Below are 14,884 nucleotides of genomic sequence, written 5' to 3'. Positions count from 1 at the left end.
CGAACGCGGATCGGGATCGAAACGCAAATGTATCAGCGCGGGTGCGCTCCATCCTGCCCGGTGTTGCAAACTGGTTTTCGGTCGCCGGAAACGACCGAGCCAGGCCATCGCGGGGCTCGCTAAGGCAGCGCCATCATAGCCCGGACGCGCGATAACCGCAATCGGCATGGCGCGGGCGATGCCGCGCCAGTCGCGCCACTGGTCAAACTGGGCCAGATTGTCGCTGCCCATCAGCCAGATAAACCGCACCTTTGGATAGCGCCGCCGCAGCGCGCGCAGGGTATCGACGGTGTAGCGGGTGCCCAGGTCCCGCTCGATCACGGTCGGGCGGATCGGGGCACGGCGGGCCTGGCGGCGGGCCGAGGCGAACCGCGCGGCGAGCGGCGCCATCCCGGCTTTGGGCTTGAGCGGATTGCCGGGCGAGACCAGCCACCAGACTTCATCGAGGCCGAGCGCCTGACGGGCAAACAGGCTGATCCGGCGGTGCCCGCCGTGCGCGGGATTGAAGCTCCCACCCAAAAGGCCGATGCGGAGCCCGGCGTGTGTCAGGGTCGGACCTGCCCGGCGCCACGCACCTGCCACTTGTAGGTGGTGAGCCCTTCGAGCGCCACGGGCCCGCGCGCATGGAGCCGCCCGGTAGCAATGCCGATCTCCGCGCCAAGCCCGAATTCGCCGCCATCGGCAAACTGGGTGCTGGCATTGGCCATCACGATCGCGCTGTCGACCTCGGCAAGGAAGCGCTCGACCGTCGCTGCGTCTTCACTGACGATCGCATCGGTATGGTGCGAGGAATGGCGCGCGATGTGGTCCAGCGCGGCATCCAGCCCGTCGACCACCGCGACCGAGAGAATCGCATCGAGGTATTCGGTGTCCCAGTCCTCGGCGCTGGCCGACACGATCCGCGAATCGAGCGCGCAGGCGCGGGCATCGCCGCGCAGCTCGCAGCCCGCATCCAGCAGGTCGGCCACCACCGCCTGGGCAGCCGGGAACTGCGCATCGAGCAGCAGCGTTTCCATCGAGCCGCAGATCCCGGTGCGGCGCATCTTGGCATTGAGCGCCAGCGCGCGCGCCTTGGCCGGATCGGCGGCGGAATGGATGTAGGTGTGGCAGATCCCGTCGAGGTGGGCGAGCACCGGCACCCGGGCATCGGCCTGCACACGCGCGACCAGGCTCTTGCCCCCGCGCGGCACGATCATGTCGATCAGTCCCGCCGCGGTCAGCATCGCGCCCACGGCGGCGCGGTCCTGGGTCGGCATCAGTTGCACGACTTCGGCAGGAATACCTTTTGAAACAAGGCCTTCGACGATGGCAGCATGGATCGCACGGTTGGAATGAACCGCTTCGCTCCCCCCCCGCAGCAGCACCGCATTGCCCGATCGCACGCACAGCGCGGCCGCATCGGCGGTCACGTTGGGGCGGCTTTCATAGATGATCCCGATCAGCCCGATGGGAATGCGGATCCGGCTTAGCACCAGTCCGTTGGGGCGGGTGCTGGTGTCGATCACCTCGCCGACGGGATCGGGCAGATCGGCCACCTGATCGACCGCATCGGCAATCCCGGCAAGGCGCGCGGGATCGAGCCGCAGCCGGTCGAGCAGGGCGCCGGTCAGGCCATTCGCCTCACCTGCCGCGAGGTCCTGCGCATTGGCCTCCAGAATCTGCGGCTCGGCCTTGCGCAGGCAGTCGGCGGCGGCGTGCAGCGCGGCGGCCTTGGCCGGCGCAGCGAGCCGGGCGAGCACGCGCTGCGCGCTGCGGCCCGCGCGGGCAAGACGTTCGACCAGCGCTTCGGGCGCTTCGGCGATGGTCGCGGCTGGGATGGCAGTTTGCACGGTCATGACCGGCGCGCGCTAGCACTGCGTGGAGCAAATGTCACCGCCGAGGGCGCAACCGGGCTGTTTCCTGCTTAAACGATTGTCAGCACTGAAAACGATTCGTCGCGCGACTCCTTCGATTCAACGACTCTTGCTCTCCGAGGATTCGCTTAGGCCGCCCCAAGCTGCTAGCCGCGCGCTCTATCAAGGGCAAAAGGACTCGGGGTCGTCTTGCAAAAATTGGCCGTTGGCGCGGCGATGGCGCGCTTGCGGAGCTGGTTCCCGGATCGCGAATTTTTCATGCGTTCCGAAGGGCAGGTCCGCTTTATCAAGGTAAGCTCGCGCGTCCAGATGACCGCAGCCGGCATCGTTGCTGCGCTGCTGCTTGCCTGGGTGCTGAGCATGACCGCGATGGCGGTATCCAGCTACCTTTCGGCTCGTGACCGCCTCTCGCTGCTCGATCGCGAGGCCAAGGTTTCGACCGCGGAAAGCCGCGTATCCGCCTATCGCGACGATCTTGGCAAGGTCACCGACGATTTGCAGCGCCGACAGGACTTCATCGAACAGATGTACAAGGCGCACCTCGGCGATCTGCCCGCAGATGTGCGCGCCGGAGAAACCGTTTCCGACAGTTCGAGCGAAGCCGCCAAGACGGTCGACAAGGTCAGCCTGGTCCTGCCCGAGGCGGCTTCTCTGGCCCGGATCGAAGCGCGCCAGCTGCGCCTGGTCGAAGCCCTGACCCGCATGGCCGATCGCCGTTCCGCCGCAGCCGAACAGAAGCTCGCCCGGCTGGGGCTCAATCCGCGCGCGGTATTGGCCAATCTCGACGACAGGTCCGCCCAGGGCGGGCCGCTGATTCGGCTGATGACCTCGGCCGACGGTTCGATCGATCCGCGCTTCGAACGCCTTGGCCTCAGCCTCGCCAGGATGGATGCGCTCGAACGCTCGGTGGCATCGCTGCCGCAGGTCCTGCCCGCCAGCCTCGAATATATCTCGTCGGGCTTCGGTTATCGCGCCGATCCCTTTACCGGCGGTGCGGATTTCCACCCCGGACTCGATTTCAAGGGTCCGATCGGCGCCCCGATCTTTGCCGCCGCACGCGGCACGGTGAGTTTTGTCGGGCAGCGCTCGGGTTATGGTAACTGCGTCGAAATCACCCATGGCAACGGCCTGGTAACGCGCTATGCCCACATGTCGGCCTTCCGCACCCGGGTGGGCAAACAGGTTGCCCCGGGCGAGGTTATCGGCCTGATCGGTTCAACTGGCCGTTCGACCGGGCCGCACCTGCATTTCGAGGTTCGGATCAACGACCGGCCCGTAAACCCTCGCCCCTTCCTGGAGGCTGCACCCAATGTTTTCCAAAAAACGCCCGCAACCCTCGCACAGCGCAGCCGTTAGGAGCCCAGCCATGGCCAGCTCGACCTTTTCCGTGTTCGGTCCCGATACCCGCATCAAGGGTGACGTGACCGCCACCGCCGACCTTCATATCGACGGTCACGTCGAAGGCGATGTCGCCTGCACCTCGCTGGTCCAGGGCGAATCGAGCGAGATCGTGGGTGCGGTGAAGGCCGAAACCGCCCGCCTTTCGGGCACCGTGCGCGGCACGATCACCGTGCGCGAACTGGTCGTGCTGAAGACCGCGCGGATTCACGGCGACGTGCATTACGACGCGCTGACCATCGAACAGGGCGCGCAGGTCGATGGGCGGTTTGCCCCGCGTGCGGCAAGCGACAGCGAACCGCGCCTGACGCTGGCGGCAGGCACCGAAGCCTGATCGACTGATCGAAGCGCAAGAAAAAGGGCGCCGCTCCGGTCTGGAGCGGCGCCCTTTTTCGCAGGCCGGGTTGACGGCTTATTCTTCGCCGGCGGCTTCGGCGGCGCGCTTGGCTTCGAGCCAGGCGGCGGCTTCGGCTTCCTGCGCAGCTTCGCTTGCAGCCTTGGCGTGGGCTTCGCGTTCGGCGCGCAGCTCTTCGATCAGGGCCTCGCGGTCGTCACCCAGGCGCGCGTCATCACCAGCTTCGTCGGCCAGACCGGCCTTCTTCGCGGCCTTGGCCACGATGCCATCGAGTTCTCGCTGTGAGCACAGGCCCAGGGTCACCGGATCCTTGGGCTGAATGTTGCTGATGTTCCAGTGGCTGCGATCGCGAATCGCGGCGATGGTGTTGCGGGTGGTGCCGATCAACTTGCCGATCTGCGCGTCCGAAATTTCGGGATGGTGGCGCAGGATCCAGGCGATGCCGTCGGGCTTGTCCTGGCGCTTCGACACCGGGGTATAGCGCGGGCCCTTGGTGCGGCTGACGGTAACCGGCGCCTTCTGCATCTTGAGCGCATAGTTCGGATCTGCCTGGCCCTTTTCGATTTCGGCCATGGTCAGTTCGCCCGCGCGCACCGGATCGCGTCCGGTGTATTTGGACGAAGCGAGATCGTCGGCCATCGCCTGCACTTCGAGGATGTGCAGGCCGCAGAATTCGGCGATCTGTTCAAAAGACAGCGCGGTGTTGTCGACCAGCCACGAGGCGGTGGCATGGGGCATCAACGGGGTGGGCTGAGACACGGGTTTTCTCCGTCAGAAATAGATAGGGCCGCCCCTTGCGGAGCGGCCGTTCGGCTGGGCGTTTATGCGGATTCGCCGCAAAGGGCAAGGATTCATCCCACCCTGAGCACGATCTTGCCGATGTGTCCGCCCGCTTCCATCCGGGCATGGGCTGCGCCGGCCTCGGCCAGGCCGAAGGTCCGATCCATTACCGGGCGCAGCTTGCCGCCTTCGACCAGCGGCCAGACAAGGCGGCCGATTTCCTGGGCGAGCAGTGCCTTGAATTGGTTCGAGCGCGGGCGCAGGGTCGATCCGGTCAGCGTCAGGCGGCGGCGCATCACCTCGGCCATGTTGATTTCGCTGCGCACCCCGCCCTGAACCGCGATGGTCACGTGGCGGCCATCGTCGGCCAGGCACTTGAGATTACGCATCACATAGTCGCCCGCGACCATGTCGAGCACGATCTGAACGCCCTTTCCCCCGGTGATCCGCAGCGCTTGCTCGACAAAGTCGCTCGCCTTGTAATCGATCGCGTGGTCCGCCCCGATGCCAAGCGCGGCGGCGCACTTGTCGGCCCCGCCACAAGTAACGATCACGGTCAGCCCGAACAGCTTGCCGAGCATGATCGCCATCGAACCGATCCCGCTGGTGCCGCCATGGACCAGCAGCGTCTCGCCCTCCTTGGCCCAGCCGCGCTCGAACACGTTGTGCCAGACGGTAAACAGCGTCTCGGGCAGGGCGGCCGCCTGATCCAGCGGCAGATTGGCCGGGACCGGCAGGCAATGATCGGCGACGGCCAGGCAATATTCGGCATAGCCCCCGCCCGCGACCAGCGCGCAGACCTGCTTGCCGAGCAGTTCCGACGTCACGCCTTCACCCAATGCGGCCACGGTGCCGGAAATCTCGAGTCCCGGGATCGGCGAGGCGCCCGGCGGCGGGGGATAAAAACCCTGCCGCTGGATCACATCCGGGCGGTTGACCCCGGCGTAGGCGACCCTGATCAGCACCTCTCCGGGGCCGGGCCGGGGCACGGGCAGCACTTCGGAACGGAAGACATCGGGCCCGCCAGGGGCATCAAAGCCCATCGCCAGCATCGTATCGGGCAGGGAATCGTGAACTGATACAGTCATTTGACGCCTTCCTGTGGCAGCAAGGTCACGCTTCACCGCCCTAACCGCTGGATCGGTTGACAGCAAGCGCGCGGCGTCCGAAGCTGCACTTTGCATGGACGATGATCTGCCTCGTGCCCGTACCGATGCCGCCAGCCAGTTGGCGAAGGAAATTCTTGATCCCTTCTCGCAGGACGAACTGACCGCGCGGATCGCATTGCTTGAAGCCGAAATAGCCCGCGTCAAGGCGCACCGGGACAAGGCCGCCGCGCACCGCGCCGCCGCCGAAGCGCTGTTTGGCGGGAAAGGCGGCACATGATCGCAGCGGCGCTTGCTTCCGCCATCGTGTCTTTCAGTATGGCCTCTGTGATTATTGCAGGGGCTCCCCATATAGGCCGAGTTAACCCCCTGCGTTCATATTCTCCCGTAACGGGAGCTTCATTGCCGCCAGTGTCACTTCCCCCTGTGAAAGCCCGCTAGATGCCCAGTTTCGCCCAGAGCCTTGAAAAGACGCTGCACGCAGCCCTCGCCAATGCGTCGGAGCGCAGCCACGAGTATGCGACGCTCGAGCACCTGCTGCTGGCCCTGATCGACGATCCGGACGCCGCCCAGGTGATGCAGGCCTGCGGGGTCGATATGAGCGAGCTGGGCGACGTGGTGCGCCAGTATCTCGATCAGGAATACCAGTCGCTCAAGACCCAGGAAAAGGGCGATCCGGCCCCGACCGCAGGCTTCCAGCGGGTAATCCAGCGCGCGATCCTGCACGTCCAGTCCTCGGGCAAGGACACCGTGACGGGCGCTAACGTGCTGGTCGCACTGTTTTCCGAGCGGGACAGCTATGCCGTCTATTTCCTGCAGCAGCAGGACATGAGCCGGCTCGACGCGGTCAGCTTCATCAGCCACGGGATCGGCAAGGGCGGCAAGCGGATCGAGGACCGCACCCCCAAGGGCGCCGAGGTCGAACAGCCCCAGCCGGAGGAAAAGGCCCAGGCCAAGGACGGCAAGAAGGAGACCGCGCTCGACCAGTTCTGCGTCAACCTCAATGAAAAGGCGCTGGCCGGGAAGGTCGATCCCCTGATCGGGCGCGGGCCGGAAGTGGACCGCACGATCCAGATCCTGTGCCGCCGTTCCAAGAACAACCCGCTCTATGTGGGCGATCCGGGCGTGGGCAAGACCGCCATTGCCGAAGGCCTCGCGCGCAAGATCGTGGAAGGCAACGTCCCCGAAGTGCTCGCCAATGCCGTGATCTATTCGCTCGACATGGGCGCGCTGCTCGCCGGCACGCGCTATCGCGGCGATTTCGAGGAACGCCTCAAGCAGGTCGTCAACGAACTCGAAAAGATGCCCGATGCGGTGCTGTTCATCGACGAAATCCACACCGTGATCGGCGCCGGGGCAACCAGCGGCGGGGCGATGGACGCCTCCAATCTCCTGAAGCCCGCCCTCAGCGGCGGCACGATCCGCTGCATCGGTTCGACCACCTACAAGGAATTCCGCAATCACTTCGAAAAGGACCGCGCGCTGCTCCGCCGGTTCCAGAAGATCGACGTGAACGAGCCGACCATCGAGGATACGATCAAGATCCTCAAAGGCCTGCGCACCGCATTCGAGGAACACCACAAGGTCAAGTACACGCCCGAGGCGATCAAGACCGCGGTGGAACTTTCGGCGCGCTACATCAACGACCGCAAGCTGCCCGACAAGGCGATCGACGTGATCGACGAGGTTGGCGCGATGCAGATGCTGGTGCCGCCGTCCAAGCGCAAGAAGACCATCACCGCGCGCGAGATCGAGGCCGTGATCGCGACCATGGCGCGCATCCCGCCCAAATCGGTCTCCTCGGACGACCGCCAGGCGCTCGAACACCTCGAACGTGACCTCAAGCGCGTGGTGTTTGGCCAGGACAAGGCGATCGAGGTGCTGTCGAGCGCGATGAAGCTTAGCCGTGCAGGCCTGCGCGATCCCGACAAGCCGATCGGCAGCTTCCTGTTTTCGGGGCCCACCGGCGTCGGCAAGACCGAAGTGTCGAAGCAGCTCGCCGCGATCCTGGGCATCCCGATCCAGCGCTTCGACATGTCGGAATACATGGAGCGCCATTCGGTTTCGCGCCTGATCGGCGCGCCTCCGGGCTATGTCGGGTTCGACCAGGGCGGCCTGCTCACCGATGCGGTCGACCAGCAGCCGCACTGCGTCCTGCTGCTCGACGAGATCGAAAAGGCGCATCCGGACCTGTTCAACATCCTGCTGCAGGTGATGGATAACGGCCGCCTGACCGACCATCACGGCAAGACCGTGGACTTCCGCAACGTGGTGCTGATCATGACCACTAACGCGGGCGCGAGCGACATGGCGAAGCAGGGCATCGGCTTTGGCGATGTGTCGAAGGCGGATGCCGGGGACGAAGCCGTGAAGCGGATGTTCAGCCCGGAATTCCGCAACCGCCTCGATGCGATCGTGCCCTTCGCCTATCTCGGCAAGGAAGTGATCGCCCGCGTGGTCGACAAGTTCGTGCTCCAGCTCGAACTGCAGCTGGCCGAGCAGAACGTCCACATCCAGTTCGATAGCGATGCCCGCGAATGGCTGGGCGCGCGCGGCTATGACAAGCTCTATGGCGCGCGGCCGATGGCCCGCCTGATCCAGGACAAGGTCAAGCAACCGCTCGCCGAGGAACTGCTGTTCGGCAAGCTGGCCCATGGCGGCGAGGTCCACGTGACGGTGAAGGACGAGGTGCTGGCGTTCGAGCTGACCCCGGCCCCGCCCAAGCTGGTCAAGAAGGCTGCAAAAAAGGCCGCGCCGCCCAAGCGCAAGCCCAAGGCGGCCCCCGAGCCCAGCGGCGACGCGGACTGAGAGCGCGGGCCGAACTGGAGTCCAATTGACGCGGATCAAGGCCGGGAGCCAGGCTCCCGGTTAGGGACAAGGCTGTAGAGCCATGTCCGCAGGAGCCCCGTCTGTGAGTGAAGCCGCCGTTTCCAAAGCCCCGACCACCCCTGCGCCAGCCAGCCCGTTCGAACGCGTGGGCGGCCATCCGGTGCTGCAGGAAATTACCCGGCGCTTCTACGATCTGATGGAACAGGATCCGGCCTATACCGAGCTGCGCGCCATGCACGCGCCGGATCTTTCGGAAATGCGCACGTCGCTGCCGCTGTTCCTGGCCGGCTGGGCCGGCGGTCCGCGCGACTGGTTCGAGGCCAATCCCGGCAAGTGCATGATGAGCGCCCACGGCAGCTTCGCCATCAACAAGGCCACCGCGGGGCAATGGGGTGAAGCGATGCGTCGCGCGATCGATGCGAGCGAAGTCGCCGACCGCGAAATCGCCAATGCCATGGCCGACGTTCTGGAACGCATGGCCACCAGCATGGCGCGCGACTGATCTCGCCATGAGGTTCACGCCGCGCTAAGTTGCGGCCATGCACAGCATCGACGCCTCGCGCCGCGCTCTCGCGATTGCCGCCGCCGCCCTTGCGGGCTTTGTCGATGCGGCGGGCTTCCTGTCCGCCAACGGCTATTTCGTCTCGTTCATGTCGGGCAACACCACCCGGCTCGGGGTCGACCTGATCGAAGCGCCGCAAGTCGCGCTGATCCCGGCCAGCCTGATCGCCGGCTTCGTCGCAGGCGTGACCGGCGGCGCGATCATCGCCGCGAAAGCCGGCGAACGGCGCAAGGTGGCGGTGCTCGGGCTGGTTGCCCTGCTGCTGGCACTGGCCGCGCTGTGCCGGATGTCTGGTGCGCAGGGGGCAATGCTGGCCTTGCTGGTGCTGGCAATGGGCGCACTCAACAACACGTTCCAGCGCGGCGGCGAAGTGACGGTCGGCCTGACTTATATGACAGGTGCGCTGGTACGGATGGGCCAGGGCCTGGCCGCAAGGCTGATGGGCACGGGCGGCGAGGCGTGGAGCGGCTGGTTGTTCTTGTGGTTAGGCCTGTCCGTGGGCGCGGTCGGCGGGGCGCTCGGCTGGACCCGCGCACCGGAAGCGACGCTCTGGAGCGCGGCCTTGTGGGCAGGTGGTCTGGCACTCACCGCGCGCAGGCTCCCGGCTGCCTAATCCTCGATCTGGAACACCTTGTCGCGCCCGGTTGCGCCGCGCAACATGCGAAGCCGTGACGTCGCTATTCCGAGTGCCAGCGCCAGCATTTCCGCGACCGCCGCGTTGGCCTTGCCATCCTCGGGCTTGACCCGCACCTTCACCAGCAGCTTGCCTTCCGCGATTTCCAGCCCTTCGCTGCGCGCACCAGGCGTGACTCGCACCGCAATCCGGCCTTCGCCATCGGCCAGCGCGCGAACCGCCGCGGCGGGTGGCAGATCAAGCTTGGGGCGCGCCATGGCCGCTCAGAGCGCGTCGATCGCGGCCTGGTGGTGTTTGGCGTTTTCGACATAGTGCGCCACGCCGAGCTGCAAGCCCGCAAGCGCGGCATCGGTCAGGTCGCGCATGAAGGTCGCGGGGCGGCCACTCCACAGCTGGCGCGAGGGGATGCGCTTGCCCGGCGCGAGAAGTGCGCCGGCGGCCAGCATCCCGTCGGCCTCGATCACGCAGCCATTCATCGTCTGCGCGGCGAACCCGACGAAGCCGCGATCCCCGATTGTGGTGCCATGGATCATCGCCATGTGGCCGACCAGTGCATCCTCCCCGATCAGCGTGGCAAAGCCTTCGGGTGCGCCGGGCATCGGGCTGTCGCAATGGATCACCGTGCCATCCTGAATATTGGTGCGCGCACCGATCACGATCCGGTTCACGTCGGCGCGCAGCACGCAATTGTACCAGACGCTGACGTCTGGCCCGATTTCGACATCGCCGATGATCCGGCAGCCCGGCGCGATAAAGGCGCTGTCGTGGATGCGCGGCGTCTTGCCGTGGATCGGAATGATCGAAACGTCGGGGCGCGAAGCGGTCATAGGTCTGGTCCCAGGAAGTTGGCCCACTGGACATAGGGCAGGATCGAGGCGTGGTCATCGCTCCATGGCCGGGCGGCAGGCGGCCCAAGGGGACGCCACGACGCTCCGACCTCCAGGCGCGAGACCCTGTCCAACTGCGCCGGATCGCGCGAAATCGCAATCCATGTCGAATCGGTCCAGGGCGATTCAAGCGGCGGATTGTCCTCGCGCAGCACTGCGTGGAGCCCCTGCTCGCGCACGATTGCGCTGACCACCGGCTCCAAATCGATGAAGCGGTTGGAAATATGGACGAGCAGCACCCCGTGCGAGCTCAGGGTCTTGGCGTAGACCGTGAACGCTTCGGTGGTGATCAGATGCAGCGGAATCGCGTCCGAGGAGAAGGCATCGATCGCCAGCAGGTCGAAACTGGCGGGAGCCGCCTTGCCCAGTTCCAGTCGCGCGTCGCCCAGCACCACGCGGGTCTGCGGCGCGCAATCGCGGATGAACGTGAAGGTGCCGTTCCGTGAAAAGCGCAGCACCGCCGGATCGATCTCGAAATAGGTCAGGCTTTCGCCCGGGCGGACGTAACAGGCGAGCGATCCCGTCCCCAGCCCGACCACGCCGAGCCGGGCATGCCGGCCGAACAGCCCCGGGGCATGGCCGAATACCAGCCCCGCGCCCGAAGTCGGGCCATAGTAGGACAGCGGCACACGCGCCTTGGCCGGATCGAGCGATTGCTCGCCGTGCAGCGTCGTGCCGTGGGTCAGCTTGCGCACACCGAGTGCGCGGTAGTCGTGGACCGTATAGATCCCGAAATAGCTGCGGCTGCGCACGCCGTTGCGGGTGTCGGAGATGGTCTGCAGCCCGCCCTGGACCAGCATCATCGCCAGGAGCAGCCCCGGCACGGCCAGTCGCCACGGGATCAAGGCCAGACCGACCAGCGCCAGGGCCGCGGCATAGAGCCAGAATGCCTGCCCGGTCGGATGATCGGAAATGACGCCTTGCAGCTGCCACAGCAAGAACCCGGCAAAGCCGAGCAGCACAAGCAGCAACAGGCGAACCATGCCGGGCTCGATCCCGCCCAGCCGCCGCCAATCGGGCAAGGCGGATTGCGGCAGCAGGGCGGAGGCGGCAAGGATCAGGATCGGATGCTCCCACACCCAGTCGAAGGCCAACGGCGCGACCAGCGCGGTGAACACACCGCCGAGCGCGCCGCCCGCTGCCATCACGAGGTAGAACAGGGTCAGCTGCCCGGCTTCGGGCCTTAGGTCGTAAAGCCGCGCGTGAAGCGCGGTGCAGACCACGAACAGCAGCAGAACCGTCGCGATCACCATCCCGAGCCCGGCCGAACTGGTCGAATTCATGGCAAGACCGCCAACCAGCAGCAGATCGAACCAGGCAAACACCGCAATCACCCGCGCCGGCCCGCGCCGCTCGGCAAAGGCGATCGAAAAGCTTAGCAGGTAGAGCCCCAGCGGGATGATCCACAGCAGCGGCATCGCGAAAATGTCGGTGGTGAGGTGTGCCGTCGTCGAGAGCATCAAGCCCGAAGGCACGGCGGCAAGCAGCAACCACAGCATGATGGTGCGCGCGGGAACCTTGCGCGGCTGCTTGGTCGCCGCGCCCGGCGCATTCAGGCTCCACCGGGCCTGCGCGGTCAATGCGACGAGCACGACCAGCGCAAGGTAAAGCCCGCTCCAGCCGAGCGCCTGGGCATGCAGCGAAAGCACCGGCTCGGCCAACAAGGGATAGGCCAGCAGCCCTGCGAAGCTGCCGAGGTTCGATGCCGCATAAAGCGCCCAGGGTTCCCCTGCCGCCGGATCGGTCACGAACCAGCGCTGCATCAGCGGTGCCTGCGCAGCAACGGCAAAGAACACCGGCCCGATCGACAGCGCCAGCAGCGCCGGCACCCACAGCACCTCGTAGCCGGGCGGGGGCGGCGGCAGGTCGATCAGGTCCACCGGCAAGGTCAGGGCTGCCAGCGCGAGCAGGCCCAGCTGAACCTGCGCCTGACGGCGTAGCGGCAGACGCGACAGCAGGTGGGCATAGCCATAGCCGCCCAGCAGCAGCACCTGGTAGACCAGCATTGCGCTGTTCCAGACGTTGGGTGCACCGCCCAGACGCGGCAACGCCATGCGCGCGACCATCGGCTGGATCAGGAACAGCAGGAAGCTCCCCGACAGGATCGTCGCCGCGAACAGGCCGCGCGCCGGGCGGCCTGCCGGGATCATGCGCCTTTCCACTCGGCGCGCGGCAGGCAATAGGCCACATGCGGGCGCAGCGGATCATCCCCGGCCAGACGCGGGTGCGCGAAATCGAGTTCCGGGCAGTAGCGCATCCCGAGTCGCTCCATCACCGCACGGCTGCGGACATTGCCGGTATGGGTGATCGCCCAGGCGGCATCGTCGGGCAGGTTGGCAAAGGTCCATTCGAGCGCGCCGCGCGCCGCTTCGCTGGCATAGCCCTGCCCCCAGCAAGCACTCGCCAGCCGCCAGCCCAGCTCGGCCTTGCCCGCCACCGGCCCGTCGGTGCCGCGAATCACGCCGCACCAGCCGATCAGGGCCCCGTCGTCCTTGCGCTCGAGCGCCCAGAAGGTGTGGCCATGCTCGGCCTCGCGCGCCTTGACACGTTCGATCAGGGCAGCGGTCTCATCCCGGCTCATCACCGGGCCGAGCGTCGCCATCACCACCGGATCGGCGCAGATCGCGTGAAACGGCGCAAGGTCATCCTCGCGCCAGGATCGCATCCGCAATCGCGCCGTTTCGATCATGCGCCCAAAAGGCGTGCGGCATGGGCGGCGTGATAGGTCAGCACGCCCGAGCAGCCCGCCCGCTTGAAGCTGAGCAGGGTTTCGAGCACCAGCGCGTCGCGGTCGCCCGCCCCGGCGGCGGCGGCGTGTTCGATCATCGCGTATTCGCCGCTCACCTGATAGGCGAAGACCGGCACTTCGAAGGCTTCCTTCACCCGGCGCACGATATCGAGATAGGGCAGGCCGGGCTTGACCATCACGCTGTCAGCGCCTTCGGCAAGATCCAGTTCAACCTCGCGCAGGGCTTCCTGGGCATTGGCCGGATCCATCTGGTAGGTCTTCTTGTCACCCTTCAAAAGCCCGCGCGAGCCGACGGCATCGCGGAACGGGCCATAGAAGGCAGAGGCATATTTGGCCGCATAGGACATGATCTGCACGTTGACGTGGCCCGCGCCTTCCAGCGCATCGCGGATCGCGCCGATCCGGCCGTCCATCATGTCCGACGGCGCGATGACGTCAGCCCCGGCGGCGGCCTGATTGAGGCTCTGCCCGACGAGCACGTCGACCGTCGCATCGTTGAGGACATAGCCCGCGCCGTCGATCAGCCCGTCCTGCCCGTGGCTGGTATAGGGATCGAGCGCAACGTCGGTCAGCACGCCGATGCCTTCGCCGCAGGCATCCTTGATCGCGCGGATCGCACGGCACATCAGGTTATCGGGGTTGAGCGCTTCGGCCCCGTCCTCGCTGCGCCGCTCGGGCTGGGTGTTGGGAAACAGCGCAAGGCAGGGAATGCCCAGCGCCTGTGCTTCCTTGGCGCGCGCGGCGATCAGATCGACCGACCAGCGCGACACGCCGGGGAGCGAGCCGATCGGCTCTTCCACGCCGCTGCCCTCGGTCACGAACAGCGGCCAGATCAGGTCGGCAGGGGTCAGCACCGTTTCACGGTGCAGGGCGCGGCTCCAGGCACTGGCGCGCGAACGGCGCAGGCGGGTGGCGGGGAATGGTCCGGTCATGCAAAAGGCCTCTAGAGCATCGCGCCGAAGAGTGGGAACCGGTTTTCGGCAAATAGCGATGCGGCAGCCAGAAAATATTCCCTGCACGCGCTTACGGAAAGGGTCAGTTGAGCCGGTCAATCTCGCGCCGGGGCGCCGGGCCGATGCTGGCCTGGCGCGGGGCCAGGCTGGCAGAGGCCGCGCCGGGCTTGGTTGCCTTCAATTGCGCGGTGCGCGCCTTGAACGCCGCCAACTCTGCCGCATCCACCTGATTTGACACGGTAAAGCGTTCGGTCAGCGGGTTTACCGGGACACCGTTGCGATAGAGCTCGTAGTGCAGGTGCGGCCCGGTGGAGAGGCCGGTCGAGCCGACATAACCGATGATCTGCCCCGCGCGCACCCGCGTTCCGCTGGCCACCGCAATCCGGCTCATGTGGCCATAGCCGGTACCGTAGCCGCCGCCATGATCGAGGCGGACATAGTTGCCATGGCCGCCGTGCCAGCCCGAATAGGTCACCACGCCGTCACCCACGGCATAGATCGGTGAGCCATAGGCCGCGCCGAAGTCCACCCCGGCGTGCATCCGGGTATAGCCAAGGATCGGATGACGGCGCGCACCAAAGGTCGAGGTCACGCGGCCAACCACCGGCATGATGAGCCCGGTGCGCTGCGCACCCATGCCCGACGCTTCGTAGAACTGGCCTTCCTTGCCCCAGCGCAGCAGCTGCGCCTTGGGCTTGCCGTCATGTTCCAGCCCCGCGAACAGCAGGTCCCCCACTTGCACTTCGCCATCGGCGCTGCGCTTGTAGGCGACGATGAT

General features: G+C 66.4%; 16 protein-coding genes. 6 read left to right on the top strand and 10 right to left on the bottom strand.

Features of this window, described 5'->3' with window-relative positions:
* Both ACE3SN_RS12525 and ACE3SN_RS12520 read right to left on the bottom strand, forming a co-directional pair.
* The coding region (locus ACE3SN_RS12525) for a nicotinate-nucleotide adenylyltransferase (RefSeq protein ID WP_374530517.1) at positions 1 to 582 on the bottom strand (582 nt) is incomplete at its 3' end.
* Positions 546 to 1,835, bottom strand: a complete 1,290-nt coding sequence (locus tag ACE3SN_RS12520; protein ID WP_374530516.1) for a glutamate-5-semialdehyde dehydrogenase — start codon at positions 1,833 to 1,835, stop codon at positions 546 to 548. The genes ACE3SN_RS12520 and ACE3SN_RS12525, both read right to left, overlap by 37 nt.
* Positions 1,836 to 2,069: 234 nt before the next feature.
* On the opposite strand from ACE3SN_RS12520, the gene ACE3SN_RS12515 reads away from it, so the two are divergent.
* Entirely contained in the window at positions 2,070 to 3,209 is a 1,140-nt protein-coding gene (locus tag ACE3SN_RS12515; RefSeq protein ID WP_374530515.1) for a peptidoglycan DD-metalloendopeptidase family protein, read from the top strand.
* Between the two features lie 10 nt (positions 3,210 to 3,219).
* Complete coding sequence (locus tag ACE3SN_RS12510) at positions 3,220 to 3,585, top strand: polymer-forming cytoskeletal protein (protein WP_374530514.1); 366 nt, start codon at positions 3,220 to 3,222, stop codon at positions 3,583 to 3,585.
* 78 nt (positions 3,586 to 3,663) lie between these two features.
* On the opposite strand, the gene ACE3SN_RS12505 is transcribed toward ACE3SN_RS12510, so the two are convergent.
* Together ACE3SN_RS12505 and ACE3SN_RS12500 are read right to left on the bottom strand one after the other, a co-directional pair.
* A complete protein-coding gene (locus ACE3SN_RS12505; protein WP_374530513.1) occupies positions 3,664 to 4,365 on the bottom strand; it encodes a DUF1013 domain-containing protein in 702 nt (233 codons plus the stop codon).
* A gap of 92 nt (positions 4,366 to 4,457) precedes the next feature.
* On the bottom strand, positions 4,458 to 5,474 hold the full coding sequence (locus ACE3SN_RS12500; RefSeq protein WP_374530512.1) for an NAD(P)H-quinone oxidoreductase: 1,017 nt from the start codon (positions 5,472 to 5,474) through the stop codon (positions 4,458 to 4,460).
* A gap of 94 nt (positions 5,475 to 5,568) precedes the next feature.
* On the opposite strand from ACE3SN_RS12500, the gene ACE3SN_RS12495 reads away from it, so the two are divergent.
* The 4 genes from ACE3SN_RS12495 to ACE3SN_RS12480 all read left to right on the top strand — a co-directional run bounded on the left by ACE3SN_RS12495 (position 5,569) and on the right by ACE3SN_RS12480 (position 9,496).
* Positions 5,569 to 5,772 (top strand): DUF1192 family protein, encoded by a 204-nt coding sequence (locus tag ACE3SN_RS12495; RefSeq protein WP_374530511.1) that lies wholly within the window; start codon positions 5,569 to 5,571, stop codon positions 5,770 to 5,772.
* 161 nt (positions 5,773 to 5,933) lie between these two features.
* Positions 5,934 to 8,300 carry an ATP-dependent Clp protease ATP-binding subunit ClpA gene (gene clpA, locus ACE3SN_RS12490; protein WP_374530510.1) on the top strand — a complete coding sequence of 789 codons (2,367 nt, stop codon included), beginning with the start codon at positions 5,934 to 5,936 and terminating at the stop codon, positions 8,298 to 8,300.
* An 82-nt stretch (positions 8,301 to 8,382) separates the two neighbouring features.
* Positions 8,383 to 8,823, top strand: coding sequence for a group II truncated hemoglobin (locus tag ACE3SN_RS12485; protein WP_374530509.1), 441 nt, complete (start codon positions 8,383 to 8,385; stop codon positions 8,821 to 8,823).
* A gap of 37 nt (positions 8,824 to 8,860) precedes the next feature.
* On the top strand, positions 8,861 to 9,496 hold the full coding sequence (locus ACE3SN_RS12480) for a YoaK family protein (protein WP_374530508.1): 636 nt from the start codon (positions 8,861 to 8,863) through the stop codon (positions 9,494 to 9,496).
* Here the strand turns inward: ACE3SN_RS12480 and ACE3SN_RS12475 are convergent.
* The 6 genes from ACE3SN_RS12475 to ACE3SN_RS12450 form a co-directional block, all read right to left on the bottom strand.
* Complete coding sequence (locus tag ACE3SN_RS12475) at positions 9,493 to 9,774, bottom strand: DUF167 domain-containing protein (protein ID WP_374530506.1); 282 nt, start codon at positions 9,772 to 9,774, stop codon at positions 9,493 to 9,495. The two genes, ACE3SN_RS12480 and ACE3SN_RS12475, sit on opposite strands and share 4 nt — an antisense overlap.
* A 6-nt stretch (positions 9,775 to 9,780) precedes the next feature.
* Positions 9,781 to 10,344, bottom strand: a complete 564-nt coding sequence (locus ACE3SN_RS12470; RefSeq protein WP_374530504.1) for a gamma carbonic anhydrase family protein — start codon at positions 10,342 to 10,344, stop codon at positions 9,781 to 9,783.
* Positions 10,341 to 12,554: a spermidine synthase gene (locus tag ACE3SN_RS12465; protein ID WP_374530502.1), complete on the bottom strand. Its 2,214-nt coding sequence runs from the start codon at positions 12,552 to 12,554 to the stop codon at positions 10,341 to 10,343. The genes ACE3SN_RS12470 and ACE3SN_RS12465 overlap by 4 nt, the downstream gene beginning before the upstream one ends.
* Positions 12,551 to 13,093, bottom strand: a complete 543-nt coding sequence (locus ACE3SN_RS12460) for a GNAT family N-acetyltransferase (protein WP_374530500.1) — start codon at positions 13,091 to 13,093, stop codon at positions 12,551 to 12,553. Before ACE3SN_RS12460 ends, ACE3SN_RS12465 begins: the two co-directional genes overlap by 4 nt.
* A complete protein-coding gene (gene hemB / locus ACE3SN_RS12455) occupies positions 13,090 to 14,085 on the bottom strand; it encodes a porphobilinogen synthase (protein ID WP_374530498.1) in 996 nt (331 codons plus the stop codon). Before hemB ends, ACE3SN_RS12460 begins: the two co-directional genes overlap by 4 nt.
* Positions 14,086 to 14,188: 103 nt before the next feature.
* Positions 14,189 to 14,884 (bottom strand): M23 family metallopeptidase (locus ACE3SN_RS12450; RefSeq protein ID WP_374530496.1); only part of this gene is annotated, 696 nt, incomplete at its 5' end.

Origin of the sequence: Novosphingobium sp., from assembly GCF_041915465.1 — a bacterium.
In the GTDB taxonomy this organism is placed as follows: Bacteria; Pseudomonadota; Alphaproteobacteria; order Sphingomonadales; family Sphingomonadaceae; genus Novosphingobium.
The sequence above is the reverse complement of the archived record's forward strand: the minus strand, read 5'-3'. Positions and strand labels throughout refer to the sequence as shown.